General features: G+C 70.2%; 18 protein-coding genes. 5 read left to right on the plus strand and 13 right to left on the minus strand.

From position 1 onward, the window contains the following. Positions 1-270: 270 nt before the first annotated feature. On the minus strand, positions 271-1308 hold the full coding sequence (gene mgrA / locus ABZ707_RS13375) for an L-glyceraldehyde 3-phosphate reductase (protein ID WP_360172625.1): 1038 nt from the start codon (positions 1306-1308) through the stop codon (positions 271-273). A gap of 147 nt (positions 1309-1455) precedes the next feature. On the opposite strand from mgrA, the gene ABZ707_RS13380 reads away from it, so the two are divergent. The 4 genes from ABZ707_RS13380 to ABZ707_RS13395 all read left to right on the plus strand — a co-directional run bounded on the left by ABZ707_RS13380 (position 1456) and on the right by ABZ707_RS13395 (position 6636). Continuing rightward, positions 1456-2217 (plus strand): isoprenyl transferase, encoded by a 762-nt coding sequence (locus ABZ707_RS13380; protein WP_360173819.1) that lies wholly within the window; start codon positions 1456-1458, stop codon positions 2215-2217. 489 nt (positions 2218-2706) lie between these two features. Then, complete coding sequence (locus tag ABZ707_RS13385) at positions 2707-4029, plus strand: PhoH family protein (protein WP_319680442.1); 1323 nt, start codon at positions 2707-2709, stop codon at positions 4027-4029. Positions 4030-4415: 386 nt separating this feature from the next. Continuing rightward, positions 4416-5114, plus strand: coding sequence for a transglycosylase SLT domain-containing protein (locus ABZ707_RS13390; protein WP_360172629.1), 699 nt, complete (start codon positions 4416-4418; stop codon positions 5112-5114). A 160-nt stretch (positions 5115-5274) separates the two neighbouring features. Beyond that, positions 5275-6636 (plus strand): AI-2E family transporter, encoded by a 1362-nt coding sequence (locus tag ABZ707_RS13395; RefSeq protein ID WP_360172632.1) that lies wholly within the window; start codon positions 5275-5277, stop codon positions 6634-6636. Between the two features lie 59 nt (positions 6637-6695). On the opposite strand, the gene ABZ707_RS13400 is transcribed toward ABZ707_RS13395, so the two are convergent. The 7 genes from ABZ707_RS13400 to ABZ707_RS13430 form a co-directional block, all read right to left on the minus strand. Next, a complete protein-coding gene (locus ABZ707_RS13400) occupies positions 6696-7229 on the minus strand; it encodes an alkyl hydroperoxide reductase (protein ID WP_360172635.1) in 534 nt (177 codons plus the stop codon). A gap of 7 nt (positions 7230-7236) precedes the next feature. After that, complete coding sequence (locus ABZ707_RS13405) at positions 7237-7791, minus strand: peroxiredoxin (protein ID WP_360172637.1); 555 nt, start codon at positions 7789-7791, stop codon at positions 7237-7239. A 188-nt stretch (positions 7792-7979) separates the two neighbouring features. Further along, complete coding sequence (locus ABZ707_RS13410; protein WP_360172640.1) at positions 7980-10373, minus strand: FtsX-like permease family protein; 2394 nt, start codon at positions 10371-10373, stop codon at positions 7980-7982. Continuing rightward, complete coding sequence (locus tag ABZ707_RS13415) at positions 10370-11056, minus strand: ABC transporter ATP-binding protein (RefSeq protein ID WP_360172643.1); 687 nt, start codon at positions 11054-11056, stop codon at positions 10370-10372. The genes ABZ707_RS13410 and ABZ707_RS13415 overlap by 4 nt, the downstream gene beginning before the upstream one ends. Continuing rightward, a complete protein-coding gene (locus ABZ707_RS13420) occupies positions 11053-11577 on the minus strand; it encodes a PadR family transcriptional regulator (protein WP_360172646.1) in 525 nt (174 codons plus the stop codon). Before ABZ707_RS13420 ends, ABZ707_RS13415 begins: the two co-directional genes overlap by 4 nt. Positions 11578-11682: 105 nt before the next feature. Then, the gene (locus ABZ707_RS13425) at positions 11683-11988 is read right to left on the minus strand and encodes a hypothetical protein (protein ID WP_360173822.1); all 306 of its coding nucleotides are present in this window, start codon (positions 11986-11988) and stop codon (positions 11683-11685) included. Next, positions 11934-12869: an SPFH domain-containing protein gene (locus ABZ707_RS13430; RefSeq protein ID WP_360172649.1), complete on the minus strand. Its 936-nt coding sequence runs from the start codon at positions 12867-12869 to the stop codon at positions 11934-11936. The genes ABZ707_RS13425 and ABZ707_RS13430 overlap by 55 nt, the downstream gene beginning before the upstream one ends. 255 nt (positions 12870-13124) lie before the next feature. Here ABZ707_RS13430 and ABZ707_RS13435 point away from each other — a divergent pair, with 255 nt between their 5' ends. Then, positions 13125-15353 carry a transglycosylase domain-containing protein gene (locus tag ABZ707_RS13435; protein ID WP_360172652.1) on the plus strand — a complete coding sequence of 743 codons (2229 nt, stop codon included), beginning with the start codon at positions 13125-13127 and terminating at the stop codon, positions 15351-15353. 87 nt (positions 15354-15440) lie between these two features. On the opposite strand, the gene ABZ707_RS13440 is transcribed toward ABZ707_RS13435, so the two are convergent. The 5 genes from ABZ707_RS13440 to ABZ707_RS13460 all read right to left on the minus strand — a co-directional run bounded on the left by ABZ707_RS13440 (position 15441) and on the right by ABZ707_RS13460 (position 22181). Further along, positions 15441-16904 carry a catalase gene (locus tag ABZ707_RS13440; protein ID WP_360172655.1) on the minus strand — a complete coding sequence of 488 codons (1464 nt, stop codon included), beginning with the start codon at positions 16902-16904 and terminating at the stop codon, positions 15441-15443. A 145-nt stretch (positions 16905-17049) separates the two neighbouring features. Further along, positions 17050-18930, minus strand: coding sequence for a SpoIIE family protein phosphatase (locus tag ABZ707_RS13445; RefSeq protein WP_360172658.1), 1881 nt, complete (start codon positions 18928-18930; stop codon positions 17050-17052). Positions 18931-19205: 275 nt separating this feature from the next. Continuing rightward, positions 19206-19880, minus strand: a complete 675-nt coding sequence (locus tag ABZ707_RS13450) for a DUF402 domain-containing protein (RefSeq protein ID WP_360172661.1) — start codon at positions 19878-19880, stop codon at positions 19206-19208. Between the two features lie 95 nt (positions 19881-19975). After that, the gene (locus ABZ707_RS13455) at positions 19976-21385 is read right to left on the minus strand and encodes a class II fumarate hydratase (RefSeq protein WP_360172664.1); all 1410 of its coding nucleotides are present in this window, start codon (positions 21383-21385) and stop codon (positions 19976-19978) included. A gap of 85 nt (positions 21386-21470) precedes the next feature. Then, positions 21471-22181 carry an alpha/beta fold hydrolase gene (locus tag ABZ707_RS13460; protein ID WP_360172667.1) on the minus strand — a complete coding sequence of 237 codons (711 nt, stop codon included), beginning with the start codon at positions 22179-22181 and terminating at the stop codon, positions 21471-21473. Positions 22182-22208: the final 27 nt, after the last annotated feature.

A 22208-nucleotide genomic window follows, 5' to 3' on the forward strand; every position in this document is an offset into this window, starting at 1 on the left:
GCTGCGTGACACGGAAGCAGACAACACGCCTCAGTCCGACCTGGTGAAGCCGGAGTTCGAGGCGTGGTGGCAGGACAGCGCCGGCGGCCGTCGCGGAGACATCGCAGCCCGCTGCGGCACCCAACAGCACTTACGAAGGGTTATGGTGGAAACCCCCCCTCGGGCCGGTCCGTATCCCCCCCACGGACCGGCCCGTTTTCTGTGCCGGGGCCGCCGACCGACAGCCGGCGGCCCGGCGGCGGGCCGTTGGGCGGGCCCGCGCCGGGGGTGTCAGCCCCGGTCGGCCCAGATGTTCGTGCCCTTGGTGTCCACCGCGAAGTCGTCGATCTCCCGGAGGTCGTCCGCGGAGAGCGGCGCACCGGCCAGCGCGGCGACATTCTCGTCGAGCTGCTTCACACTCGACGCGCCGATCAGCGCGGAGGTCATCCGGGCGTCACGGAGCACCCAGTTCAGCGCGAGCTGTGCCAGCGACTGACCGCGACGCCGCGCGATCTCGTTCAGCCCGTTCAGCCGCCGCGTGACCTCGTCGGAGAGCAGATTCGGGTTCAGGGACTTGCCCTGGGTGGCCCGCGAGCCCTCCGGAATGCCCTTCAGGTACTTGTTCGTCAGCAGCCCCTGCGCGAGCGGCACAAAGGAGATGCAGCCCATTCCGGCCGTCTCCAGGGTGTCGAGCAGGCCGTCGTCCTCGATCCAGCGGTTGATCATCGAGTAGGAGGGCTGGTGGATGAGGGCGGGGACGCCCATCTCCTTCAGCAGCCCGGCCGCCTCGGCGGTCTGCTCCGCGTTGTACGACGAGACCCCGACGTACAGCGCCTTGCCCTGCCGCACGGCGGACGCCAGCGCGCCCATCGTCTCCTCAAGCGGAGTCTCCGGGTCGAAGCGGTGCGAGTAGAAGATGTCGACGTAGTCGAGTCCCATCCGCTCCAGGGACGCGTCCAGCGACGACAACAGGTACTTACGGGAACCCCATTCCCCGTAAGGGCCGGGATGCATCAGATAGCCCGCCTTGGTGGAAATGATGAGTTCATCCCGGTAGGCGGAAAAGTCCTGGGCGAAGATCTTGCCGAAATTCAGCTCGGCGGATCCGGGCGGCGGACCGTAGTTGTTCGCCAGGTCGAAGTGCGTGACGCCGAGATCGAAGGCGCGGCGCAGGATCGCGCGCTGCGAGTCGAGGGTGCGGTCGTCACCGAAGTTGTGCCAGAGGCCGAGAGAGATCGCGGGCAATTTCAGGCCACTGCGACCGCTGCGCCGGTACTCCATGGAGTCGTACCGGTCGTCGGCTGCGAGGTAAGAGGGAAAATCAGTCACGTCTCATTCCTTATCACGTACTTGTGACAGGCCGGGTTGGGTGACCGTGGTGACCGCGCAGTACTGTGACGGCTTCGGGGTCCTGGGCCGGCCCCAGGATCCCGCCAGCGGACGCGCCGGTCCCCATGGAATCGAGAGGTGGACTCAGTGAACCTGCGCGACCTGGTGTACGGGCTCTATGCACGCCGGGTGGAAGGCCGCCTCGATCACGCCCAGGTGCCCAAGCACATCGGCGTCATCCTCGACGGCAACCGTCGCTGGGCCAAGGCGTCCGGCGGTACGACCGAGCAAGGGCACAAGGCCGGCGCCAGCAAGATCCTGGAACTGCTCGGCTGGTGCTCCGAGACCAATGTCGAGGTCGTCACCCTCTGGATGCTCTCCACGGACAACTTCGACCGTCCCGAGGAAGAGCTCGTCCCGCTGCTGGGCATCATCGAGAACGCGGTCCGCGATCTGGCGGCCGACGGCCGCTGGCGGGTGCACCACGTCGGCACGCTGGACCTGCTGCCGGCCCGCACCCAGACCGTGATCAAGGAGGCCGAACAGGCCACCGTCGACAACAAGGGGATACTCGTCAATGTCGCCGTGGGCTACGGCGGCCGACAGGAGATCGCGGACGCCGTCCGCTCCCTGCTGATCGACCACGCGAGCAAGGGCACCTCCTTCGAGGACCTCGCCGAGATCGTCGACACCGACATGATCTCCTCGCACCTCTACACGCGCGGCCAGCCCGACCCCGACCTGGTCATCCGTACCAGCGGCGAGCAGCGTCTCTCCGGCTTCATGCTGTGGCAGAGCGCCCATTCGGAGTACTACTTCTGCGAAGTCTTCTGGCCGGCCTTCCGCAAGGTCGACTTCCTGCGGGCGCTGCGTGACTACGCGGCACGCCACCGCCGCTACGGTTCCTGACCTCCGCGCCCGGCGGACCTCCGCGGCCGGCCGGCCACGGAGGTCCGCCCCGCGTATTCGGGTGATAAGCGCGACACGCCGCGGCGCGCCGCCCGGCGTCAGGATCCCGTAAAGGTCCCCGGCGACGGGTCAGTTCCCGCAAGGCATCCGGGCCTCCGCCCCCGGCGCGCGCCCCCGTACGACCGGTCTCTTCACCCGGCATTCATCCGCCGTCCGTCATATGCCATGGCATGGCGGCGAGCGTTCGAGGGCATACCTCCTCCAGGTCGACGTCCGAAAAGTACTGGCAGCGATGCCGGCGGATGTCGCATCTCAGCGGACGGCATGGGGCCGTCCGCCCGGGAGGCCCTTTGCACCAGGACGACCGTGCGGTGAGACGTACGGGCGACATGGAGGGCCGGAGCTCGGCCCGCGCATGGGACCCGAGCCCGGCCCACCCGCCCGCGACGCCGTCGCACCCCGACCTCAGCCGAGGGGGTACGTCCTTCCGTGGTGACCAGCACAAAGCGCCGCATGCCCGACAGGCGCACCTATGTTCTCGACACCAGCGTCCTGCTGGCCGATCCGAACGCCATGTCCCGCTTCGAGGAGCACGAAGTCGTGCTCCCGATCGTGGTGATCACGGAGTTGGAGGCCAAGAGGCACCATCCGGAGCTCGGCTACTTCGCCCGGCAGGCGCTGCGCCTGCTCGACGACTTCCGAATCCGCTATGGCCGTCTCGACGCCCCCATCCCGCTGGGCGACCTGGGCGGCACGCTGCGCGTCGAGCTCAACCACTCTGATCCCGGCATCCTGCCAGCCGGCTTCCGATTGGGGGACAACGACTCACGGATTCTCGCGGTCGCGCGCAATCTGCAGGCCGAGGGGTACGACGTCACGGTCGTCTCCAAGGACCTGCCGCTGCGCATCAAGGCGTCGTCGGTCGGACTTCTCGCCGAGGAGTACCGCGCCGAACTCGCCATCACCGACTCCGGCTGGACAGGGATGAGCGAGCTGTCGCTCGCCGCTGATCAGGTGGACCTCCTCTATACGGAGGAGACGGTCCATGTGCCCGAGGCGAGCGAGCTGCCCGTGCACACCGGGCTGGTGCTCCAGTCCGAGCGCGGCAAGGCGCTGGGCCGGGTCACCGCCGAGGGAAATGTCCGGCTCGTCCGCGGTGACCGTGAGGCCTTCGGGATCCACGGCCGCAGCGCCGAGCAGCGCATCGCCCTCGATCTCCTCCTCGACCCGGACATCGGCATTGTGTCGATGGGCGGCCGGGCCGGCACGGGCAAGTCGGCGCTGGCCCTCTGCGCGGGCCTGGAGGCGGTTCTGGAGCGCCGGCAGCATCAGAAGGTGATGGTCTTCCGGCCGCTGTACGCGGTCGGCGGCCAGGAGCTCGGCTATCTGCCCGGCACCGAGGCCGAGAAGATGAGCCCCTGGGCGCAGGCGGTCTTCGACACGCTCTCCGCGGTCGCCGGCCGTGAGGTGATCGAGGAGGTGCTGGGGCGCGGCATGCTCGAAGTGCTGCCGCTCACTCACATCCGCGGCCGGTCACTGCACGACGCGTTCGTCATCGTCGACGAGGCCCAGTCGCTGGAGCGGAACGTCCTGCTGACCGTTCTGTCCCGGATCGGGGCGAACTCCCGGGTGGTGCTCACGCATGACGTCGCGCAGCGGGACAACTTGCGGGTGGGCCGGTACGACGGGATCGTCGCCGTCGTCGAGAAGCTCAAGGGCCATCCGCTGTTCGCGCATGTCACTCTCACCCGCTCCGAGCGTTCGCAGATCGCCGCGCTCGTGACCGAAATGTTGGAGGACGGCCAGATCTAGCCTGAATCACCACAGTTGGCGCCGCCCGGTGAAGCCGAAGAGCTTAGCCGGGCGGCGTTGTGCTGTGCCGCGATTTCCATAAATCTCTTGCGGCAAACGGGGTGTGAGCTTTCACACGCAACGAAGAATTGCCTCAGGGTGTCGCCGTCCGGCAGAGTCTTGCTTCCGTCAGGCCCCGCATGCGGCACACGTACACCTCCACAGGTGTGGCACCACACAATTCAACAACTGCCGCCGTATGCCGCCCGTGCACCACGCGGCAGTCCCCGCAAGGGGGTTGTCCAGCGGGCCCGTGTCTCCCGTGACCCAGCAGTGGGGAGGCCAGTGACAGGGGCACGATCGCGCCCGCGAGGTCACCTATGCGGGCGATGCTGGAAGGACACCGTGTGAGCCGGATCTCGGTCCGGGGATTCGCCGTGGCGTCAGCCACTGCGGTCACCACCGTCGGCGCTGTCGTGGGTGTCGCCTCGGGCGACCCTCAGACCTCGAACGACAACTTCGAGGCGACCGCAGCCGACACGACGCTCCTCGCAGACATCCCCGCAGGCCAGCAGGCGCAGGTCCAGACCGCGTCGCTGACGCAGCAGGCGGACGTGCAGGCGGCCGCCGCCGACGCGACCGCGAAGAAGTCCGCCGAGGAAGCGGCCCGTATCCAGGCCGCCAAGGACGCCAAGGCGAAGAAGGAAGCCGCTGACGACAAGGTCGAGCGCGAGCGCGCGGCCAAGGAAGCGGAAGAGCGCGCGAGCCGCGACGAGGTGCGTTCCGCCAGCGCCTTCGCGCCGCAGAGCTCCTACACCATCGCCCAGGTCCAGGCGATCGCCCGGCAGATGATCCCGGCCGACCAGTTCCAGTGCTTCAGCAACATCGTGAGCCACGAGTCCGGCTGGAACTACACGGCGCAGAACGCTTCGTCCGGCGCGTACGGTCTCGTCCAGGCGCTCCCCGGCTCGAAGATGGCCTCGGCGGGCGCGGACTGGCAGACCAATCCGGCCACCCAGATCAAGTGGGGCCTGAACTACATGAACGGCCGCTACGACAGCCCCTGTGGCGCCTGGTCGTTCTGGCAGGCCAACAACTGGTACTAGGGGTACGCGAAGCCCCTCAGGCCCGCACCGGCCCGAGCGGTACTCAACCCCGCGAAGCCCCCCGCCGTCCCTACGGCGGGGGGCTTCGTACGTGTACGGTCGGTGCGGACGGCTCCCGGGGGAGCGAGTGGAGAGCCCACCGGGGGGAAGAGGGAACATCATGTCAAGAGTGCCAGGATGGCTGGGTCGGCTGGGCGCGGAACTGACCCTTATCGGAGAGCGCTTGGACGAGCGCAGGGCCGAGGCGGAGGCAGGCGAGGACCTCGGGTCCTCGGCGGCGCCGAAGAGCGTGCCTCCACCGCCCGCCCACGCGCCCGCCGTGTCGGCCAAACCCGATCCCGTCGCCGCCATCCCCTGGGGGATCCGCGTCGCGGGCGAGGCCGCCTGGCGGCTGCTCGTGCTGGCCGGCACGCTCTGGGTGCTGATGCGCGTGATCAGCGCCGTACAACTGGTCGTCCTGGCCTTTGTCGCCGGGCTGCTCATCACGGCCCTGCTCCAGCCCACGGTGGCCCGGCTCAAGAGCCACGGGGTGCCGCGCGGGCTGGCCACCTCCCTCACCGCCATAGCGGGATTCGTCCTCATGGGGCTGGTCGGCTGGTTCGTGGTGTGGCAGGTCATGGAGAACATCGACGATCTCTCCAACCGGGTCACCGACGGTATCGACGAGCTGAAGCGCTGGCTCCTCAACAGTCCGTTCCATGTGACCGAGGACCAGATCAATGACATCGCGAAGAACCTGAGCGACGCCGTCGGCACCAATACCGAGGAGATAACGTCGGCGGGCCTGCAGGGCGTGACCGTGATGGTCGAGTTCCTGACGGGCATGCTGCTGGCGATGTTCTCGACGCTCTTCCTGCTGTACGACGGCAGGCGGATCTGGGAGTGGACGCTCAAACTGGTCCCGGCGCAGGCCCGGGAGGGTGTGGCCGGAGCCGGGCCCCGTGCCTGGCGCACCCTCACCGCCTATGTGCGCGGCACGGTCATCGTGGCGCTGATCGACGCGACCTTCATCGGTCTGGGGCTCTACTTCCTCGATGTGCCGCTGGCGGTGCCGCTGGCCGTCTTCATCTTCCTGGGCGCCTTCATCCCGCTGGTCGGCGCGGTGATCTCGGGCGCTCTGGCCGTGGTGGTCGCGCTGGTCACCCAGGACGTGTTCACCGCGCTGATGGTCCTGGTCGTCGTGCTCGCCGTCCAGCAGATCGAGGGCCATGTGCTGCAGCCCTTCATCCTGGGCCGCGCGGTACGGGTGCATCCGCTCGCCGTCGTCCTCTCCGTGGCGGCCGGCGGACTGGTCGCGGGCATCGGCGGCGCGGTGGTGGCGGTGCCGCTGGTGGCGGTGACCAATACCGTCGTCGGCTATCTCCGCGCGTACAGCCAGGGGCAGTATGCGCGGAGTTCCCCGCCGCCGCCGGCCGAGGCGGTGGCCGACAGCGCGCCGGAACCGCCGCCCGCCCCGGCGCCCGCGGTCGTGGCACCGTCCGGCGCGGTCGCGGCCCCGGAGGGGCGCGAGAACCAGGAGTGATCCGGTCTGTCCGAGTGGGGCCCCGTGGAATGTCCACGGGGCCCCTCGGCAATCGGGGCTCACTCAGCGAGGACGGCCTCGGCGTCGAGCGTCGTGCCCACGGCCTGGATCACCGAGGCGATCTTGAAGGCTTCCTGGACGGCCTCGCGGTCCAGGCCCGCCTTGCGCAGCACCCGCTCGTGCGCGTCGAGGCACAGGCCGCAGCCGTTGACGGCGGAGACGGCGAGCGACCAGAACTCGAAGTCGACCCGCTCCACGCCAGGGTTGCCGATGACGTTCATCCGCAGTCCGGCGCGCAGGGATCCGTACTCGGGGTCCGACAGCAGATGCCGGGTCCGGTAGAAGACGTTGTTCATCGCCATCATCGCGGCGGCCGTCTTGGCGGCGGTGTACGCCTCGGCGCTCAGCCGGGACTTCGCCTCCGGCGCCAGCTCGCGCAGCACCGTCGCCGAGCGTGACGCGATCGCACAGGCCAGCACCGTGCCCCAGAGCCGCTGCTGCGGCAGCTCGCTGTTGCCGATGACCGAACCGAGGTTCAGCCGCAGGTCCTTCGCGTAGTCCGGCAGGGCCGACTTCAGATCGTCGAGTGCCATCGCGGCGTCACACGCCCGACAGAAGCTTGGCGGAGTCCAGGGTTTCCTCTCCCTTGTTCCAGTTGCACGGGCACAGCTCGTCGGTCTGGAGGGCGTCCAGCACCCGCAGGACCTCCCTGGGGTTGCGCCCGACGGAGCCCGCCGTCACCATCGCGAACTGGATCTCGTTCTCCGGGTCGACGATGAAGACGGCGCGCCTGGCGAAGCCGTCCCCGTCCTCGATGCCCAGGTCGCGCATCAGCTCGTGCCCGGAGTCCGCCATCATCGGGAACGGCAGGTCCCGCAGGTCCGGATGGTCCTTGCGCCAGGCGTGGTGGACATACTCCGAGTCGCCCGAGAAGCCGAGGAGCTGGGCGTCACGGTCCCTGAAGTCCTCGTTCAGCCGGCCGAAGGCCGCGATCTCGGTCGGGCACACAAAGGTGAAGTCCTTGGGCCAGGCGAAGACGACCAGCCAGGTGCCTTCATAGGTCTTGTGGTTGATCTCCTCGAACTCCTTGCCGCTCTCCAGCGAGACACAGGCGGTCAGCTCGAACGCGGGGAACCTGTCACCAACAGTGAGCATGCGCACTCCTTGTGGGGGAGGAAATCCCTTTTGAGGGCTTCCGGGGGCCGGACAGGTTACTGATGGTGGCACAGAGAACGCGGACCACAGAAATAACCGACATGGCCGCCGCCGGCGGAGGTGCCCCTCCCGGGCGGTACGCCGGTCGCACGGGCCGGCGGGGCGGAACGCCCGGCCGGCCCGGCGCCTCACTCCGTCCGCAGGCCGTCCGGCCGCATCACGCGCCAGAGGAACGGCAGACTGCCCACCGTCACCAGCAGGATCACGGCGACCCCCGCGCCCGCGAAGGGCAGGAACACCGACCAATCCTTGACCGGTTTGTTCACGATGTGCAGCATGGCGTCGCCGAGGACCAGCCCACCGCCGATCGCGAGGACGGTGCCCGCCACAACCGGCACGGCCGTCCCCCACAGCACCGACCAGGCGAGGGTCGATCTGCGGGTGCCGAAGGCCACCAGAGCGGACAACAGCCGCTTGCGCTCCCGGAGTTGCTCGATCTGCGCGACCAGCATGCTCGCGGCGATCAGGGCCATCGTGGCGGCGCCGCCGGCCAGCAGGCCCGTCTGCACGGTGGCGTACTGCTTGTCCCGCTCCATGTTCTGCAGCTTCCACACGCGCATCGTCGGGTCGAGGCGCGCCGCGGTGTTGCGCACATGCTCCTCGGCGTCGGGTGTCCGCCTGTCGACACGGATCGCGGCACGGGTCGTCCCGCCGGGCAGCCGGCCCGTGTCGACGGCTCCCGTGGTGGCGAGGATGCCGTCGTGTTCGGTGCCCATCGGGTCCGGCACGGTCCGCACCGTACGGGTGGACGCGGGCAGGGTCCACAGGACCGGCTTCGAACCGTCGCGCGTGGAGCCGGCGTTGAGATCGACGGGCTTGCCCGGCCGGGCCGTCTTGTCGATCCACGCGTTGCCTTCCGTCTGCCCGGCGGTGTGGGCGACGAAGGTGTCGCCGTCCCGGCAGGACGGCAGCCGGGCCAGTTCGCGGAGGGTGGCGCAGGCGCCGATCGTCAAGGTCGTGGTGGGCTGGATCTCGCCGGTGGCGACGCCCCCGGGCCGGGTGACATACGTCTCGACGACGCCGATGACGGCGGTGACCCCCTGTGTGCGGCGGAAGTCCTCGGTCATCCGTTCCGCCAGCGCCCCGTCACCGAACTCCGTGCTGATGTCGAGGCCGGCGCGGGCGGCGTCCTGGCCCGTCGGTTTCAGGAAGTCCTCCTGCATCCCGCCGAACATCATCTGGAGGGCGATCGCGCCCGCCACGGCCACGGTGATCCCGCTCACGGCGCGGGCCGCGGTGCCGCTGCCGAGCTGGAGCCGGCGCATGGCGAGCTGCCAGGGCACGGGACCGCCCCGCAGCCGGGCCACCACCGCCTCCACCAGCCACGGCAGCAGGGCGGTGAGGCCGGTCAGCACCAGCAGCGTCCCGGCCGCGACGGGATACGGATCGACTCCCTCGCTGTCGCCCTCGACGGTCTCCGTCAGGGCGAGGACGGCGACGCCGACGACGGGCATCAGCAGCCGCCACCAGAGCCGGCGCCGGCGGGGACCGGATTCGCGTACGACGCCCAGCGGTTCGATGACGACCGAGCGCAGGGCGGCCAGGGTGACCAGGACGGCCGACGCCGGTACGGCGAACACGATGAGCGCGGCGAGCGCGGGCACCGGCGCGATGTCGGCGGGGAAGGCGCTCAGGCTCCACAACTGCACACCGCCCGCCAGGGGTCTGGCGGCCAGGAAGATCACGGCTCCGAGGACCAGCCCCAGCACCGCGCCGCACAGGGCCTCGCCCGCGGCGATGCGCCGGGTCATCCTGATGTCCGCGCCGACCAGCCGCAGCGCGGCCAGCCTGCGGTCCCTGCGGTCGCCGCCGAACCGGACGGCGGTGGCGATGAAGACGGCCACCGGGGCGAGCAGCACCACACAGATCAGGATGATCAGCACCACCAGGACCGGATTCGTCGGAAGCCCGGGGTCGTGCGCACCGTAACCGGCCGCCCGCAGGGCGCCCCTGTCGGTGGAGAGGGTGTCGCTGCCCGCGTAGAAGCGGAGTTCGCCGGGGGCGAGCAGGCCGCGCTCGGCGATGGTGCCGACGTCGTGGTAGTCCAGCCGCTCCTTGAGGAGGGCGCCGTCCGGCGAGCCGAGCAGGTCGCGCAGCGCGGGGGAGACGAGCATGCCGCCGGGGCCCGGCAGCGCGGTCACCCCGGGCGGCTTCGGCGCCTCCGGGCCCTCCGGGCGCAGCAGTTGACCGCCGACGGGGTCGCCGCGGTACTCGGTGCCCGCGTCGGCCCACAGCAGGGCCGAGCCGTCCGGCGACTGCCCGGACGACGCCTCGGCGGCCCGCCGCGCGTCGCCGCGTTCGGCGCGGGCGGCGGTCATGTGCGGCACGGACGCCGCGAAGAAGAGCAGCGCCACACCGAGTCCGACCCCCACCGCCGTCAGCGCGGTACGGGCCCAGCCCTCGCGGCCGCCTGACAGGGCGAACCGGATGCCGAGCGCGAGGTCGCGGGGCCAGGCGCCGAAGCCGTCGGACCCGGATTCCGGCCGCGGGACGGCGGTCTTCCGCCGGTCGAGGAGGGTCATCCCGCGTGCTCCAGGTCGCGGCACTTTCCGTCCCGCACGACGATCTCGCGGTCCGAGTAGGCGGCGACCCGCGCCTCATGAGTGACCAGAACGACGGCGGTACGGATGGACCTCGCCGCGTCGGTCAGCAGCTCCATCACCCGCTCGCCGTTGAGCGAGTCGAGCGCTCCGGTCGGCTCGTCGGCGAAGATCACGCGCGGATCGCCGACCAGCGAACGGGCGACCGCGACCCGCTGGCCCTGTCCGCCGGAGACCTCGCCGGGCCGCTTGTGCCCGACACCGTCGACCTCCAGGCGCTCCAGCCATGCCAGCGCGGCGCGCTCCGCCTCCTTGCGGCGGGTGCCCGCGAGCCGCAGCGGCAGTGCCACATTCTCCAGACAGGTCAGCTCGGGCACGAGCCGGCCGAACTGGAAGACGAAGCCGAAGGCGTGCCGGCGCAGGGCGCTGCGCTCGGCGTCCGTCATCGCGCCGAGCGTCCGGCCCTCATAGGTGATGGTGCCCGAGTCGGGGCGGACGATCCCGGCGAGGCAGTGCAGCAGGGTGGACTTCCCGGAGCCGGACGGGCCCATGACGGCGACGACCTCGCCGGGACGGATGGCGAACGAGGCGCCGTCGAGCGCGGGGGTGGCGCCGTATGCCTTGCGCAGATCCTCGGCGACGAGCAGGGCACCGGCGGGCGTCATGCGCGCACCTGCTCGGCGAGTTTGTCCAGCCGGGCGGCGGCCAGCTCCAGCCAGCGCAGATCGGCCTCCAGATGGAACAGCGCGTGGTCGCAGACGAGCTGGTCGGCGAGGTCGCCGTGCCGCTTGCGGTCGGTCAGGGTACGCATCAGCCGCAGATGCTCGGCGCGCTGGACGTCGAGCAGCTCGTGCGCGCTGCGGCCGGTGAGCAGCGCGAGGACGAGCTTGGTGTAGAGCGTCGACTGGAGGTAGGGCTCCGGCTTCTCCGGCTGGGAGAGCCACTGGGCGACATCGGTGACGCCGGCATCGGTGATGGCGTACCGCTTGCGCTCGGGACCCCCTCCGGCCTCTATGCCGTCGACCTCGACCAGGCCGTTCTTCAGCAGCCGGGACATGGTCGAGTAGACCTGCCCGTAGTGGAGCGGCCGGTCGTGGCCGAATTTCTCGTCGAAGGCGCGCTTGAGGTCGTAACCGTGGCGCGGTCCGGACTCCAGAAGCCCGAGCAGGGTGTGGCCGATAGACATGGAGAGCACTCTACACCGTGTGTATACCCGTTGTGTATAGCGATTTTTTGCAGCCTTCCCGGCAGTCGGTGCCTCCCCGGCGCGGCCGGCCGGGGAGGCGCCGGCTCACTCCCCGTCGGGCGTGCTCCCCGGATCCGGGCCCGCCGGGCCCGGATCCGGCCGCTGCGCGGCCTTCGGGGGCCGGCCCCGGCGCGGGATGGGCGCCGCGCCGCCGGGGAGCCGGCCCGCCTCCGCCAGGGCCCGGCGGAGCAGGAACTCGATCTGCGCGTTGGTGCTGCGCAGCTCGTCGGACGCCCAGCGGGCCAGGGCGTCGTACACCGCCGGGTCCAGTCGCAGGAGGGCCTGCTTGCGTTCGGTCACTGGTAGAGAGTGCCCGTGTTCACGACCGGCTGTGCGGCCCGGTCCCCGCAGAGCACGACCAGCAGATTGCTGACCATCGCGGCCTTGCGCTCCGAGTCCAGCTCGACGATGTCCTGTTCGGTGAGGCGGGTGAGCGCGGCCTCGACCATGCCGACCGCGCCGTCCACGATCAGCCGGCGGGCCGCGACGACGGCGCCCGCCTGCTGGCGCTGGAGCATCGCGGAGGCGATCTCCGGGGCGTAGGCGAGATGGGTGAAGCGGGACTCGATGATGTGGACACCGGCCGCCTCCACCCGGGCGTGCAGCTCGACGGCGAGCTTCTCGGTGATCTCCTCGGCGTTGCCGCGCAGGGACAGGCCGTCCTCCTCGTGCGCGTCGTACGGGTACTCGATGGCGATATGACGGACGGCCGCCTCGGTCTGGGTGGAGACGAACTCCAGGAAGTCGTCCACCTCGAAGGTCGCCTGCGCGGTGTCCTCGACCTTCCAGACCACGACCGCGGCCAGCTCGATCGGGTTGCCGTAGGCGTCGTTGACCTTGAGGACCGCCGTCTCGTGGTTCCGGACCCGGGTCGAGATCTTGCTGCGCGAGGTGAGTGGATTCACCCAGCGCAGTCCGTCGGTGCGGATGGTGCCGCGGTAGCGGCCGAAGAGCTGGACGACCCGGGCCTCGCCCGGCGCGACCATGTTGAGTCCGCACATCGCGAAGAACGCGGCTATGTCCGTCAGGACGCCGACCACGATCAGCGCGGCCTTCGGTCCTGCCGAGCCGAGCGTGGCACCGAGGACGATCAGGCCGGCACCGGCGATCAAACCGAAGAGTCCGAACAGCAGTGCGAGACCACCCCCGATGCTGTGGGCGGAGAATTCCCGGACCTGCGGCGCGGGCATCTCGGGCAGGTCGTCGGGCGCGACGGTGCTGGTGGAGGCCATATTCGTTCCCCGTTTCTGTGGTGCCGCCGCCATCCGGCGGTGGCTATCATTGTGATAGCACATTAGCTGTCTTCACAACCCTCTGGCGCTCTGGTGAGTCGGTTCCATGGGAACGGGTGCTGATTGTCACGTCCCAAAAGGAAGGAAACAGTGCCCTTTGTCATAGCGGGCGGTGTTAGCTTTCTGAGCTGATTCCGGTGGGTGAGAGCTGCGAGCGAGTCCGACGACACGATCTGAGAGCGGAGCGACACGGCGATGGGCCGAGCTGAAGCCAGACGGGCCCGGCAGCGCACGACGCGCCGGGTGACGAACGCGGGCGGCATACGCCGCCTGTTCACACCGAAGAAGCTGCTCGGCACCTTCTTCGGGCTCTGCCTGCTCGCCATGGGCGCGTTCGTCGTGATCTATGTGCTGGTCCCGGTGCCGAGTGCCAACGCGCAGGCCGAGATGCAGAGCAACGTCTACAAGTACAGCGACGGAAAGATCCTGGCGCGTACCGGCGAGGTCAACCGCGAGATAGTCGGGCTGGAACAGATCCCCCAGGACGTCCAGCGCACCTTTGTCGCGGCCGAGAACAAGACCTTCTACAAGGACTCCGGCGTCGACCTCAAGGGCACCGCCCGCGGTCTGATGAACACCCTCTCGGGCAAGGGCAAGCAGGGTGGTTCGACCATCACCCAGCAGTACGTCAAGAACTACTACCTGCAGCAGGACCAGACGGTCACCCGCAAGCTCAAGGAGCTGGTGATCTCGCTGAAGGTGGATCAGAAGAAGAGCAAGAACGAGATCCTCGCCGGTTACATCAACACCAGCTACTACGGGCGCAACGCGTACGGCATCCAGGCCGCCGCCCAGGCGTACTACGGCATCGACGCCGGTGAGCTGAATGTCGCGCAGGGCGCCTATCTCGCCGCTGTCCTCCAGGCCCCCAGCCAGTACGACTGGGCCGTCGCCACCGACACCGGCAAGCGGCTGGTCACCGAGCGCTGGAACTACGTCCTGGACAACATGGTCGGCGAGCACTGGCTGGACCCCTCGGCCCGCCGGGGTCTGAAGTTCCCCGTGCCGCACGCGCCCAAGGCCGCGCCCGGCATGGAGGGCCAGACCGGCTACCTGGTCGAGGCCGCCAATGACGAACTGGCCCGGCAGGGTGTCGACAAGGCGGCCATCGACGCGGGCGGCTGGACGATCACCCTCAACATCGACGAGAAGCGGCAGAAGGCGCTCGTCGACTCGGTCGACAAACAGCTCGAAAGCAAGATCGACCGCAAGGAGAACAAGACGGACGCCACGGTGCAGGCCGGGGCCACCTCCGTCGACCCGAAGACCGGCCGGGTGGTCGCGCTCTACGGCGGGGTGGGCGCCACCGAGCACTGGATCTCCAACGCCACCCGCACCGACTACCAGCCCGCCTCGACCTTCAAGCCGGTCGTGCTCACCTCCGCCCTGGAGAACGGCTCGAAGACCCAGGACGGCCGGAAGATCGACCTCGGCACCGTGTACGACGGCACGAGCAAGCGGCCGGTCGAGGGCAGTGACACCCCCTTCAACCCGGAGAACGAGGACGACCGGGACTACGGCCCCGTCGACGTACGGACCGCGATGGAGGACTCGATCAACTCCGTCTTCGCGCAGATGGTCGTGGACGTCGGTCCCGGCACGGTCAAGCGGACCGCGCTCGCCCTCGGGATGCGGGACAAGAACTTCCCCGAGCGTCCCGCGATCACGCTGGGCACCATGAACGCCTCGACCTGGGACATGGCGGGCGTCTACGCGACCCTCGACAACCACGGCCGTAAGGTCACCCCGGCCATCGTGAAGTCGGCCGAGCACAAGGACCGTACGGTCAAGCTGCCCGATCCGGTGGGCAAGCAGGTGGTGAGCCGGGAGACGGCCGACACCGTGACCCATGTGCTCCAGAGCGTCGTCGACAACGGTTCGGGCTTCGAGGCCGACACCCCCGACTACGACGCGGCGGGCAAGACCGGTACGTCGGAGAACAACAAGTCGGCCTGGTTCGCCGCGTACACCCCGCAGCTCACCACGGTCGTCGCGCTGTTCGGCGAGTCGCCCCGGGACGGCGGCGGCCAGGTCACCCTGACCGGCACCGCCAACTCCGGCCGCGCCAACGGCGGCGGCTTCCCCGCCAGGATCTGGGCGGCCTACACGCTGGCCGCGCTGAACGGCGGCTCCGACGCGAAGTTCGACCTGGAGTACACGGAGCCCGTACCCGACAGGCCCACGGCGCCGCCGGTCGAGACCGCCCCCGAGCAGACGCCGAGCGAGGAGCCGACCAAGACCGCGCCGCCTCCGCCGGAGCCCGAAGAGACTCCGAGCGAGACCGCCCCCACGGCGCCAGAGGAGTCGCCGCCGCCCACCCTCCCGACCGATCCCGGCACCGACCCGGGCGGCCCCGAGAGCGGCGGCCCGACGGAGGCCCCCGGCCCTCCCGACGGACTCCTGAGACTGCCCGCGGGCCGGTGACGGCGCGGCCGAGGTGAGAAACGGCGAAAAGCGGCGGCCCCGGCGGACGCGTTCGCGTCCGGCGGGGCCACCGCTCCCGGCCCGGAGTCAGCCGCCGTTCGCCTTCGTGGCGATACGGTCGCCGATCTCCTTGTCGATATTGCGCCAGTACTGGAGCGCCCGCTCCAGCACCGGCCGGGACACGCCCTGTGCCAGATGGCCGACGACGTTCGACACCAGCCGGTCGCGCTGCGCGTCGTCCAGCACCTCACGGACCTGAGTGCCCGCCTGGCCCCAGTCGTCGTCCTCGCGGTGCAGCCTGGCCGCCTCGCGCACCATCTCGCCCGCCGCGGCCCAGCCCGCCGGGTCGCCGAAGCGCTCCGTGTCGGCCGCGGGACCGCCGTACGAGTTCGGCGCGTACGGCATCGCCGTGTGCGACGCCTCGTACCGCATCGGTCCGTCCTTCGCGTACGAGTTCACCTGCGAATGCGCCCGGTTCGGCGGGAGCTGCGTGTAGTTCGGGCCGATCCGGTAGCGGTGGGTGTCCGGGTACGAGAAGAGCCGGCCGAGCAGCATCTTGTCCGGGGACGGGCCGATGCCCGGCACCAGGTTCGAGGGCTCGAAGGCGGCCTGCTCGATATGGACGAAGAAGTTGTCCGGGTTCTCGTTGAGGGTCATCCGGCCGACATCGATCAGGGGGTAGTCGCCGTGCGGCCACACCTTGGTCAGGTCGAACGGATTGAAGCGGTAGTCCGCCGCGTCCTCGAACGGCATGATCTGGACCTTCAGGCTCCAGGTCGGCGCGTTCCCGGACTGGATCGACTCGTACAGGTCCCGGCGGTGGTGGTCGGCGTCCGAGCCGGCCATCTCGTCGGCGTCGGCCTGGGTGAGGAAGTCGATGCCCTGGTCGGTCTTGAAGTGGTATTTCACCCAGAACCGCTCACCGGCGGCGTTCACCCACATATAGGTGTGCGAGCTGTAGCCGTTCATGTGGCGGAAGGACTTCGGGATGCCCCGGTCGCCCATCAGCCAGGTCACCTGGTGCGCGGATTCGGGTGACAGGGTCCAGAAGTCCCACTGCATGTCGTTGTTGCGCAGCCCGGTGGCCGGGTGGCGCTTCTGCGAGCGGATGAAGTCCTGGAATTTCATCGGGTCGCGTACGAAGAAGACCGGCGTGTTGTTGCCGACCATGTCGTAGTTGCCGTGTTCCGTGTAGAACTTCAGCGCGAAGCCTCGGGGATCGCGCCAGGTGTCGGGGGAGCCCAGCTCACCGGCGACGGTGGAGAAACGCGCCAGCATGTCCGTGCGCTTGCCCGGCTGGAAAAGGTCGGCCTTGGTGAACTGGCTGACGTCGTTCGTCACTTCGAAGAAGCCATAAGCGCCTGCTCCCTTGGCGTGGACCACTCGCTCGGGGACCCGTTCGCGGTTGAACTGGGCCATTTTCTCGATGAGATAGTGGTCCTGCATCAGGATCGGGCCGTCGGAGCTGATGGTGAGCGAGTGCTCGTCGCTCTCCACCGGGATGCCGACGTTGTTCGTCGTGTAAGGAGTCCTGGGGGGTGACTCAGTCACGAGCGTCCTCCCGTCGATAGAAGGCCCGGGAAACCGGGGGCGACCCGGGAAATGGCAGCGGTCAATTGGCCGCCTGCCCCAGTCAACCTCCGTGACACCAGGTCGGCAACATCTGGATTTGGTCCAGACCTGACCCCGGTCCGGATTACGTCCTGGTCGGAAGCTCGAACCAGACCACCTTGCCGGTGGACAGCCGGGTCGCTCCCCAGCGCCGTGCCAGCCGGTTGACCAGGAAGAGTCCCCGGCCGCCCTCGTCCGTGTCCCGGGCGCGCCGCTGCCGGGGCAACTGCGGCGAGTCGTCCCCGACCTCGCAGCGCAGTACATCTGTACGGAGCAGCCGCAGCGTCACGGGGCGCTCCGCGTACCGCACGGCGTTGGTCACGACCTCGCTGATCAGCAGCTCGACCGAGTCGCTCAGCTCCTCCAGGTCCCAGCGCGCCAGCGCCCGCCGGGCCAGTCGCCTGGCCCGGCCCGGAGCGGCGTCCTCCGGCTCCAGGAACCAGTACGCGACGTCACTCGGCGCGATCCCGTCGAACCGGGCCGCGAGCAGTGCGATGTCGTCGTCCCGGTCGCCGGGGCCCAGTACGTCGAGGACGTCGTCGCAGAGCGCCTCCAGCGGCGGCGAGTGATCCGGCCCGGTGAGCTGCGCGGTGGCCGCGAGGCGCTCCCGGAGCTGCTCGATGCCCGTCCACACGTCACGCAGCCGCGACTCGACGAGCCCGTCCGTGTAGAGCAGGAGGGTCGCTCCGGCGGGCGCGTCCAGCTCGACGGCCTCGAAGTCCACCCCGCCGACCCCGATGGGGGCACCCGGCGGCACCCGGAGGACCTCGGCGCGGCCCCCCAGGTGCAGGAGTATGGGCGGCGGATGGCCGGCGTTGGCGATGGTGATCCGGTGCGAGACCGGGTCGTACACCGCGTACAGGCAGGTCGCCATCCGGTCCGTGCCGAGGCGCTGGGCCTGCTCGTCGAGATGGTGCAGCACCTCCTGCGGCGGCAGATCGAGGCCCGCGAGGGTCTGCGCCGTCGTCCGGAGCTGGCCCATGATCGCCGCCGAGGTCATGGAGTGGCCCATGACATCGCCCACGACCAGCGCCACCCGGCTGCCCGGCAGCGGGATCGCGTCGTACCAGTCGCCGCCGACCCGGGCGGTCTCGGCCGCCGGCAGATAGCGGGAGGCGAGCCGGACCCCCGTGGGCTGCGGGAGGTTCTCCGGCAGCATCGTGCGCTGGAGCTCGTCGGCGATGTACGCCTCGCGTCCGTACAGCACCGCCTTGTCGATCCCCAGCGCCGTGTGGGTCGCGAGCTGCGCCGCGACCAGCAGGTCGTTCGGTTCGAAGGCCGCGCGGTCCGGCCTGCGCAGGAAGACGGCCGCGCCGATGACCCGCCGCCGCCCGCGCAGCGGCGCGAGTATCGCGCGGTGCCCGCTCGGTACGGCCCGGTCGGCGCCCAGCAGCTCGGGCAGCGCGGCGCGGGCCGCGGCCGAATCGCCGAACACGGGGCGCACCCCGCGCAGCACCTCGGAGAGCGCGCCGCCCGAGAGCACCTCGCACAGCTCGGACGCCGGCATCACCTCGGACTGCGGGTCGAGGAGCGGCAGCAGCGCCGTGGGGGAGATCTGCGTCGGGATGCCGCCCGGGACCGTGCCGTGCTCGGGATCCTCGTCGGTCAGCCGGAGCCGGTCCGTGCGCCGCAGACGCAGGACGAAGGGGGAGACCGGCCGTTCGTCGCCGACCGGCAGCGGATCGCGCAGATAGACGAGGATGGCGTCGGAGAACGTCGGCACGGTCGCCCGGCACAGCCCGAGCACGATCTCGTCCAGATCGATGCCCCGGGCGATGCGTCGGGTGGCGGCCCCCACGAAGCGCAGCCGGTCGCCCTCGCGCCGCGCGGTCTGCGCGGGGTCGGGCGTCGGCACCGCGGGCTGTGGGACGGCGGAGGCGCTCGCCTCCTGCCGCGGCCGTGTGCGTTCCTGAGACCGGGCAGCCAGGGGCTGCCGGCCTTCGTGGGAGGTGGGGTGCTCCGTCACGCGTGGGGTTCCGTCCGTCCGGGCCGGTGGTGCGATGCGATCGCGTCGAAGGAGCGGCTGCCGTCCCGCACGGCTCCACCCCCTCGGAAAGTGACTCACGTTCGTAGTGACTAGCGGTGTGACGTGTGTGTGACTTGCGGTCAGGTCCGGTGCCGCGCTGCCCCGTTGACCGGGAGCGGCCTTCCGGAGGACGATCCTACGTTTGAACCCCGGGGGTACATCAAGGGTCTCATGACGTCGGTGACGGAGCCCCGGCGATCACGGCGCCGGCCGGTTCATCCCGCCGGGACCCCGGAGCGTCCCGGTGCCCGGTCCCAGCCGTCCGGCAGTTCGGGCACCGTCCAGCGCGGATCGGGCCGCCAGTGCTCCCAGCCGTCACGGAACGGCGAGCCCCAGGAGGCGACCACGTCGATCGCCGCCCGGCCGGCCTCCCTGACCTGCCGCGCCAGCTCACGCTCCATCAGCCCGTCGTGCTGGGCCTGGGCGAACTCGTCCTCGTCGCGCCAGCGCCAGCTCCGGTCCGGGAAGACGTCGATGTCGAGGAAGTGGTCCTGCGAGTCGACGCCGCCCGACCAGCGGGTGCGGGGCTCCTCCAGATTCACGTACCAGTTCTGGAAGCGCCAGCCGCGCTCCCACCAGAGCCAGACCGACCAGGGCTCGCCGGGCCGCGCCAGCTTCAGCACGCCCATGCCGTACCACCGGTCGCGCACCACCGTGCGCGGCTTGGTGTAGCGGCTGGCCAGCGGCTCGCGGTGGACCGGCGTGCCGTCCGCGAGGACCGGCTTCACACACGGGGTGTCCGGTGCCAGCCAGGCCGCGAGCAGTTCGTCCGTGTCCTGCACGACCGTGACGGGACGGCAGATGTGCACCCGGTCACCGGCGTTCTCGCGGTAACGCCACAGGATCTGGGTGCCGGGCGTCCAGTGCCCGTCGGCTGCCGTCTCTGTCATGCGCAGATCCTAGGCCCTGGAGCGGGACACCGTCGGCGGGGCCGGCGACGCGGCCGGGAAACCGGACCGCCGGACGCCGCCGTGCCGGTGACTGTTCACGGCCGGGTCATGCGCAGTACGTCCAGCGCCTCGTCGAGCTGTTCCAGGGTGAGATCGCCGCGCTCCACGTACCCCGAGGCCAGGACCACCTCGCGGATCGTCCTGCGCTCGGCCAGGGACTTCTTGGCGACCTTGGCGGCCTCCTCGTAGCCGATGTACTTGTTCAGCGGAGTGACGACGGACGGCGAGGACTCGGCGTACTCACGGGCCCGTTCGACGTGGGCGGTGATCCCGTCGACCGTGCGGTCCGCGAGCAGCCGCGAGACATTGGCGAGCAGGCGTACGGACTCCAGGAGGTTCTTGGCGATCACCGGGAGCATCACGTTCAGCTCGAAGTTCCCGGCGGCGCCGGCCGCGGCGACCGTGGCGTCATTGCCGGTGACCTGCGCGGCGACCATCAGCACGGCTTCCGGAATCACCGGATTGACCTTGCCGGGCATGATCGAGGAGCCCGGCTGGAGATCGGGGAGACTGATCTCCGCCAGCCCGGTGCGCGGGCCCGAGGCCATCCAGCGCAGATCGTTGGAGATCTTGGTCAGGGAGACGGCGAGGGTACGGAGCTGTCCCGAGGTCTCCACCAGGCCGTCGCGGGCGCCCTGCGCCTCGAAGTGATTGCGGGCCTCGGTCAGCGGCAGCCCGGTCGTGCGGGCGACCTCGGCGATGACGGCGGCGGAGAAGCCGGGCGGGGTGTTGATGCCGGTGCCCACCGCCGTACCGCCGAGCGGCAGCTCGGCGAGGCGCGGGAGGGAGGCGGTCAGCCGCTCCACGGCGTAGCGGATCTGCGCGGCGTAACCGCCGAACTCCTGCCCCAGTGTGACGGGGGTGGCGTCCATGAGATGCGTACGCCCGGACTTCACGACGTCCCGGAACTCCTCGGCCTTGCGCTCCAGGGCCGCGGCCAGATGGTCCAGCGCCGGCACCAGTTCGCCGGTGACGGCCGCGGTGGCGGCGATGTGGATGCTGGACGGGAAGACGTCGTTGGAGCTCTGCGAGGCGTTGACATGGTCGTTCGGGTGGACGTCCCGGCCGAGGCGCTCGGTGGCGAGTGTGGCGAGCACCTCATTGGTGTTCATGTTGGAGGACGTGCCCGAGCCGGTCTGGAAGACGTCCACCGGGAAGTGCTCGTCCCAGCGGCCCTCCGCGACCTCGGCGGCGGCCTCCTGGATGGCCTCGGCGATGTCCGCACCGATCACCCCGAGATCGGCGTTGACCTTGGCGGCGGCGGCCTTGATCCGGGCCAGCGCCTCGATGTGGGCGCGTTCGAGCCGCTGCCCCGAGACGGGGAAGTTCTCCACGGCGCGCTGGGTCTGGGCCCGCCACTTGGCGTGCGCGGGGACCCGTACCTCGCCCATCGAGTCGTGCTCCGTGCGGTACTCCGCCGGGTCCTGTGTGTCCTGTGCGTCCATCGCTTATGACCTCCTGGAAGCCTGAGCAGCGGTCCTGACCTGTGTATTCCCCTTCCCGCGCCGATCGGGCCAACGTCCCGCGGCATCACCCCCGCGCGGACCTCAGCCCCTCGGCGATCACGTCGAGGAGGGCGCCGGGCTCCCGGGTCAGATACATATGCCCGCCGTCGAGCTCGGCGGTGGTCAGCTTCCCGGTGGTCGCGTCCGCCCACTGGGCCGCCTCGACCGCGCTGACCAGTGTGTCCGTGCTGCCTCTGACCGAGGTGACGGGCGTGGACAGCGGACGGTCCGACAGCGGGCGGTAGCTCTCGTGGAGCTGTACGTCGGCCCGCAGCGACGGCAGCAGCAGCTCCCGCATCTCGGGGTCCTCCAGCGCGGGATGCGCGTATCCGGCGAAGGACCGCACCCGGGCGACGAACTCGTCGTCGGGCAGTCCGCCCGCCCGGTCGGCCCGTACCGTCCAGGGCCCCGGGGAGCCGCTGACGAACAGGGCGTCAAGACGGACCGCGGGGTCCGATTCGAGGCGGTGCGCCAGCTCGTACGCGAGGACCGCGCCCATGCTGTGCCCGAACAGCGCCACCCGGGCGCCGTCCGCCAGCGCCCCGGTCACCTGGCCGTACGCGTCCTCGACGGCCGGGGCGGCGGTCGTGTGGGCCGGTTCGGCGAAGCGCTTCTCCCGTCCCGGCAGTCGCACGGGCAGGACGCGCAGCCACTCGGGGGCGTAGGCCGTCCAGGGGGTGAAGAACGACGGACCCGCGCCGGCGAACGGCAGACAGATCAGGACGGTCTCTTCCACGGCGGATGTCTCCGGTTCCTTGGGACG

This window comes from Streptomyces sp. NPDC006923, assembly GCF_040635655.1.
Taxonomy (GTDB): domain Bacteria; phylum Actinomycetota; class Actinomycetes; order Streptomycetales; family Streptomycetaceae; genus Streptomyces.

Excerpts from the sequence above, each read along its gene's own strand:
- ABZ707_RS13415 (WP_360172643.1), bottom strand. The coding sequence starts at position 11,056 with ATGACGCCCGCCGGTGCCCTGCTCGTCGCCGAGGATCTGCGCAAGGCA.
- ABZ707_RS13430 (WP_360172649.1), bottom strand. The coding sequence starts at position 12,869 with ATGGCCTCCACCAGCACCGTCGCGCCCGACGACCTGCCCGAGATGCCC.
- ABZ707_RS13450 (WP_360172661.1), bottom strand. The coding sequence starts at position 19,880 with ATGACAGAGACGGCAGCCGACGGGCACTGGACGCCCGGCACCCAGATC.
- ABZ707_RS13400 (WP_360172635.1), bottom strand. The coding sequence starts at position 7,229 with ATGGCACTCGACGATCTGAAGTCGGCCCTGCCGGACTACGCGAAGGAC.
- ABZ707_RS13455 (WP_360172664.1), bottom strand. The coding sequence starts at position 21,385 with ATGGACGCACAGGACACACAGGACCCGGCGGAGTACCGCACGGAGCAC.
- ABZ707_RS13405 (WP_360172637.1), bottom strand. The coding sequence starts at position 7,791 with ATGCTCACTGTTGGTGACAGGTTCCCCGCGTTCGAGCTGACCGCCTGT.
- ABZ707_RS13420 (WP_360172646.1), bottom strand. The coding sequence starts at position 11,577 with ATGTCTATCGGCCACACCCTGCTCGGGCTTCTGGAGTCCGGACCGCGC.
- ABZ707_RS13395 (WP_360172632.1), top strand. The coding sequence starts at position 5,275 with ATGTCAAGAGTGCCAGGATGGCTGGGTCGGCTGGGCGCGGAACTGACC.
- ABZ707_RS13435 (WP_360172652.1), top strand. The coding sequence starts at position 13,125 with ATGGGCCGAGCTGAAGCCAGACGGGCCCGGCAGCGCACGACGCGCCGG.
- ABZ707_RS13410 (WP_360172640.1), bottom strand. The coding sequence starts at position 10,373 with ATGACCCTCCTCGACCGGCGGAAGACCGCCGTCCCGCGGCCGGAATCC.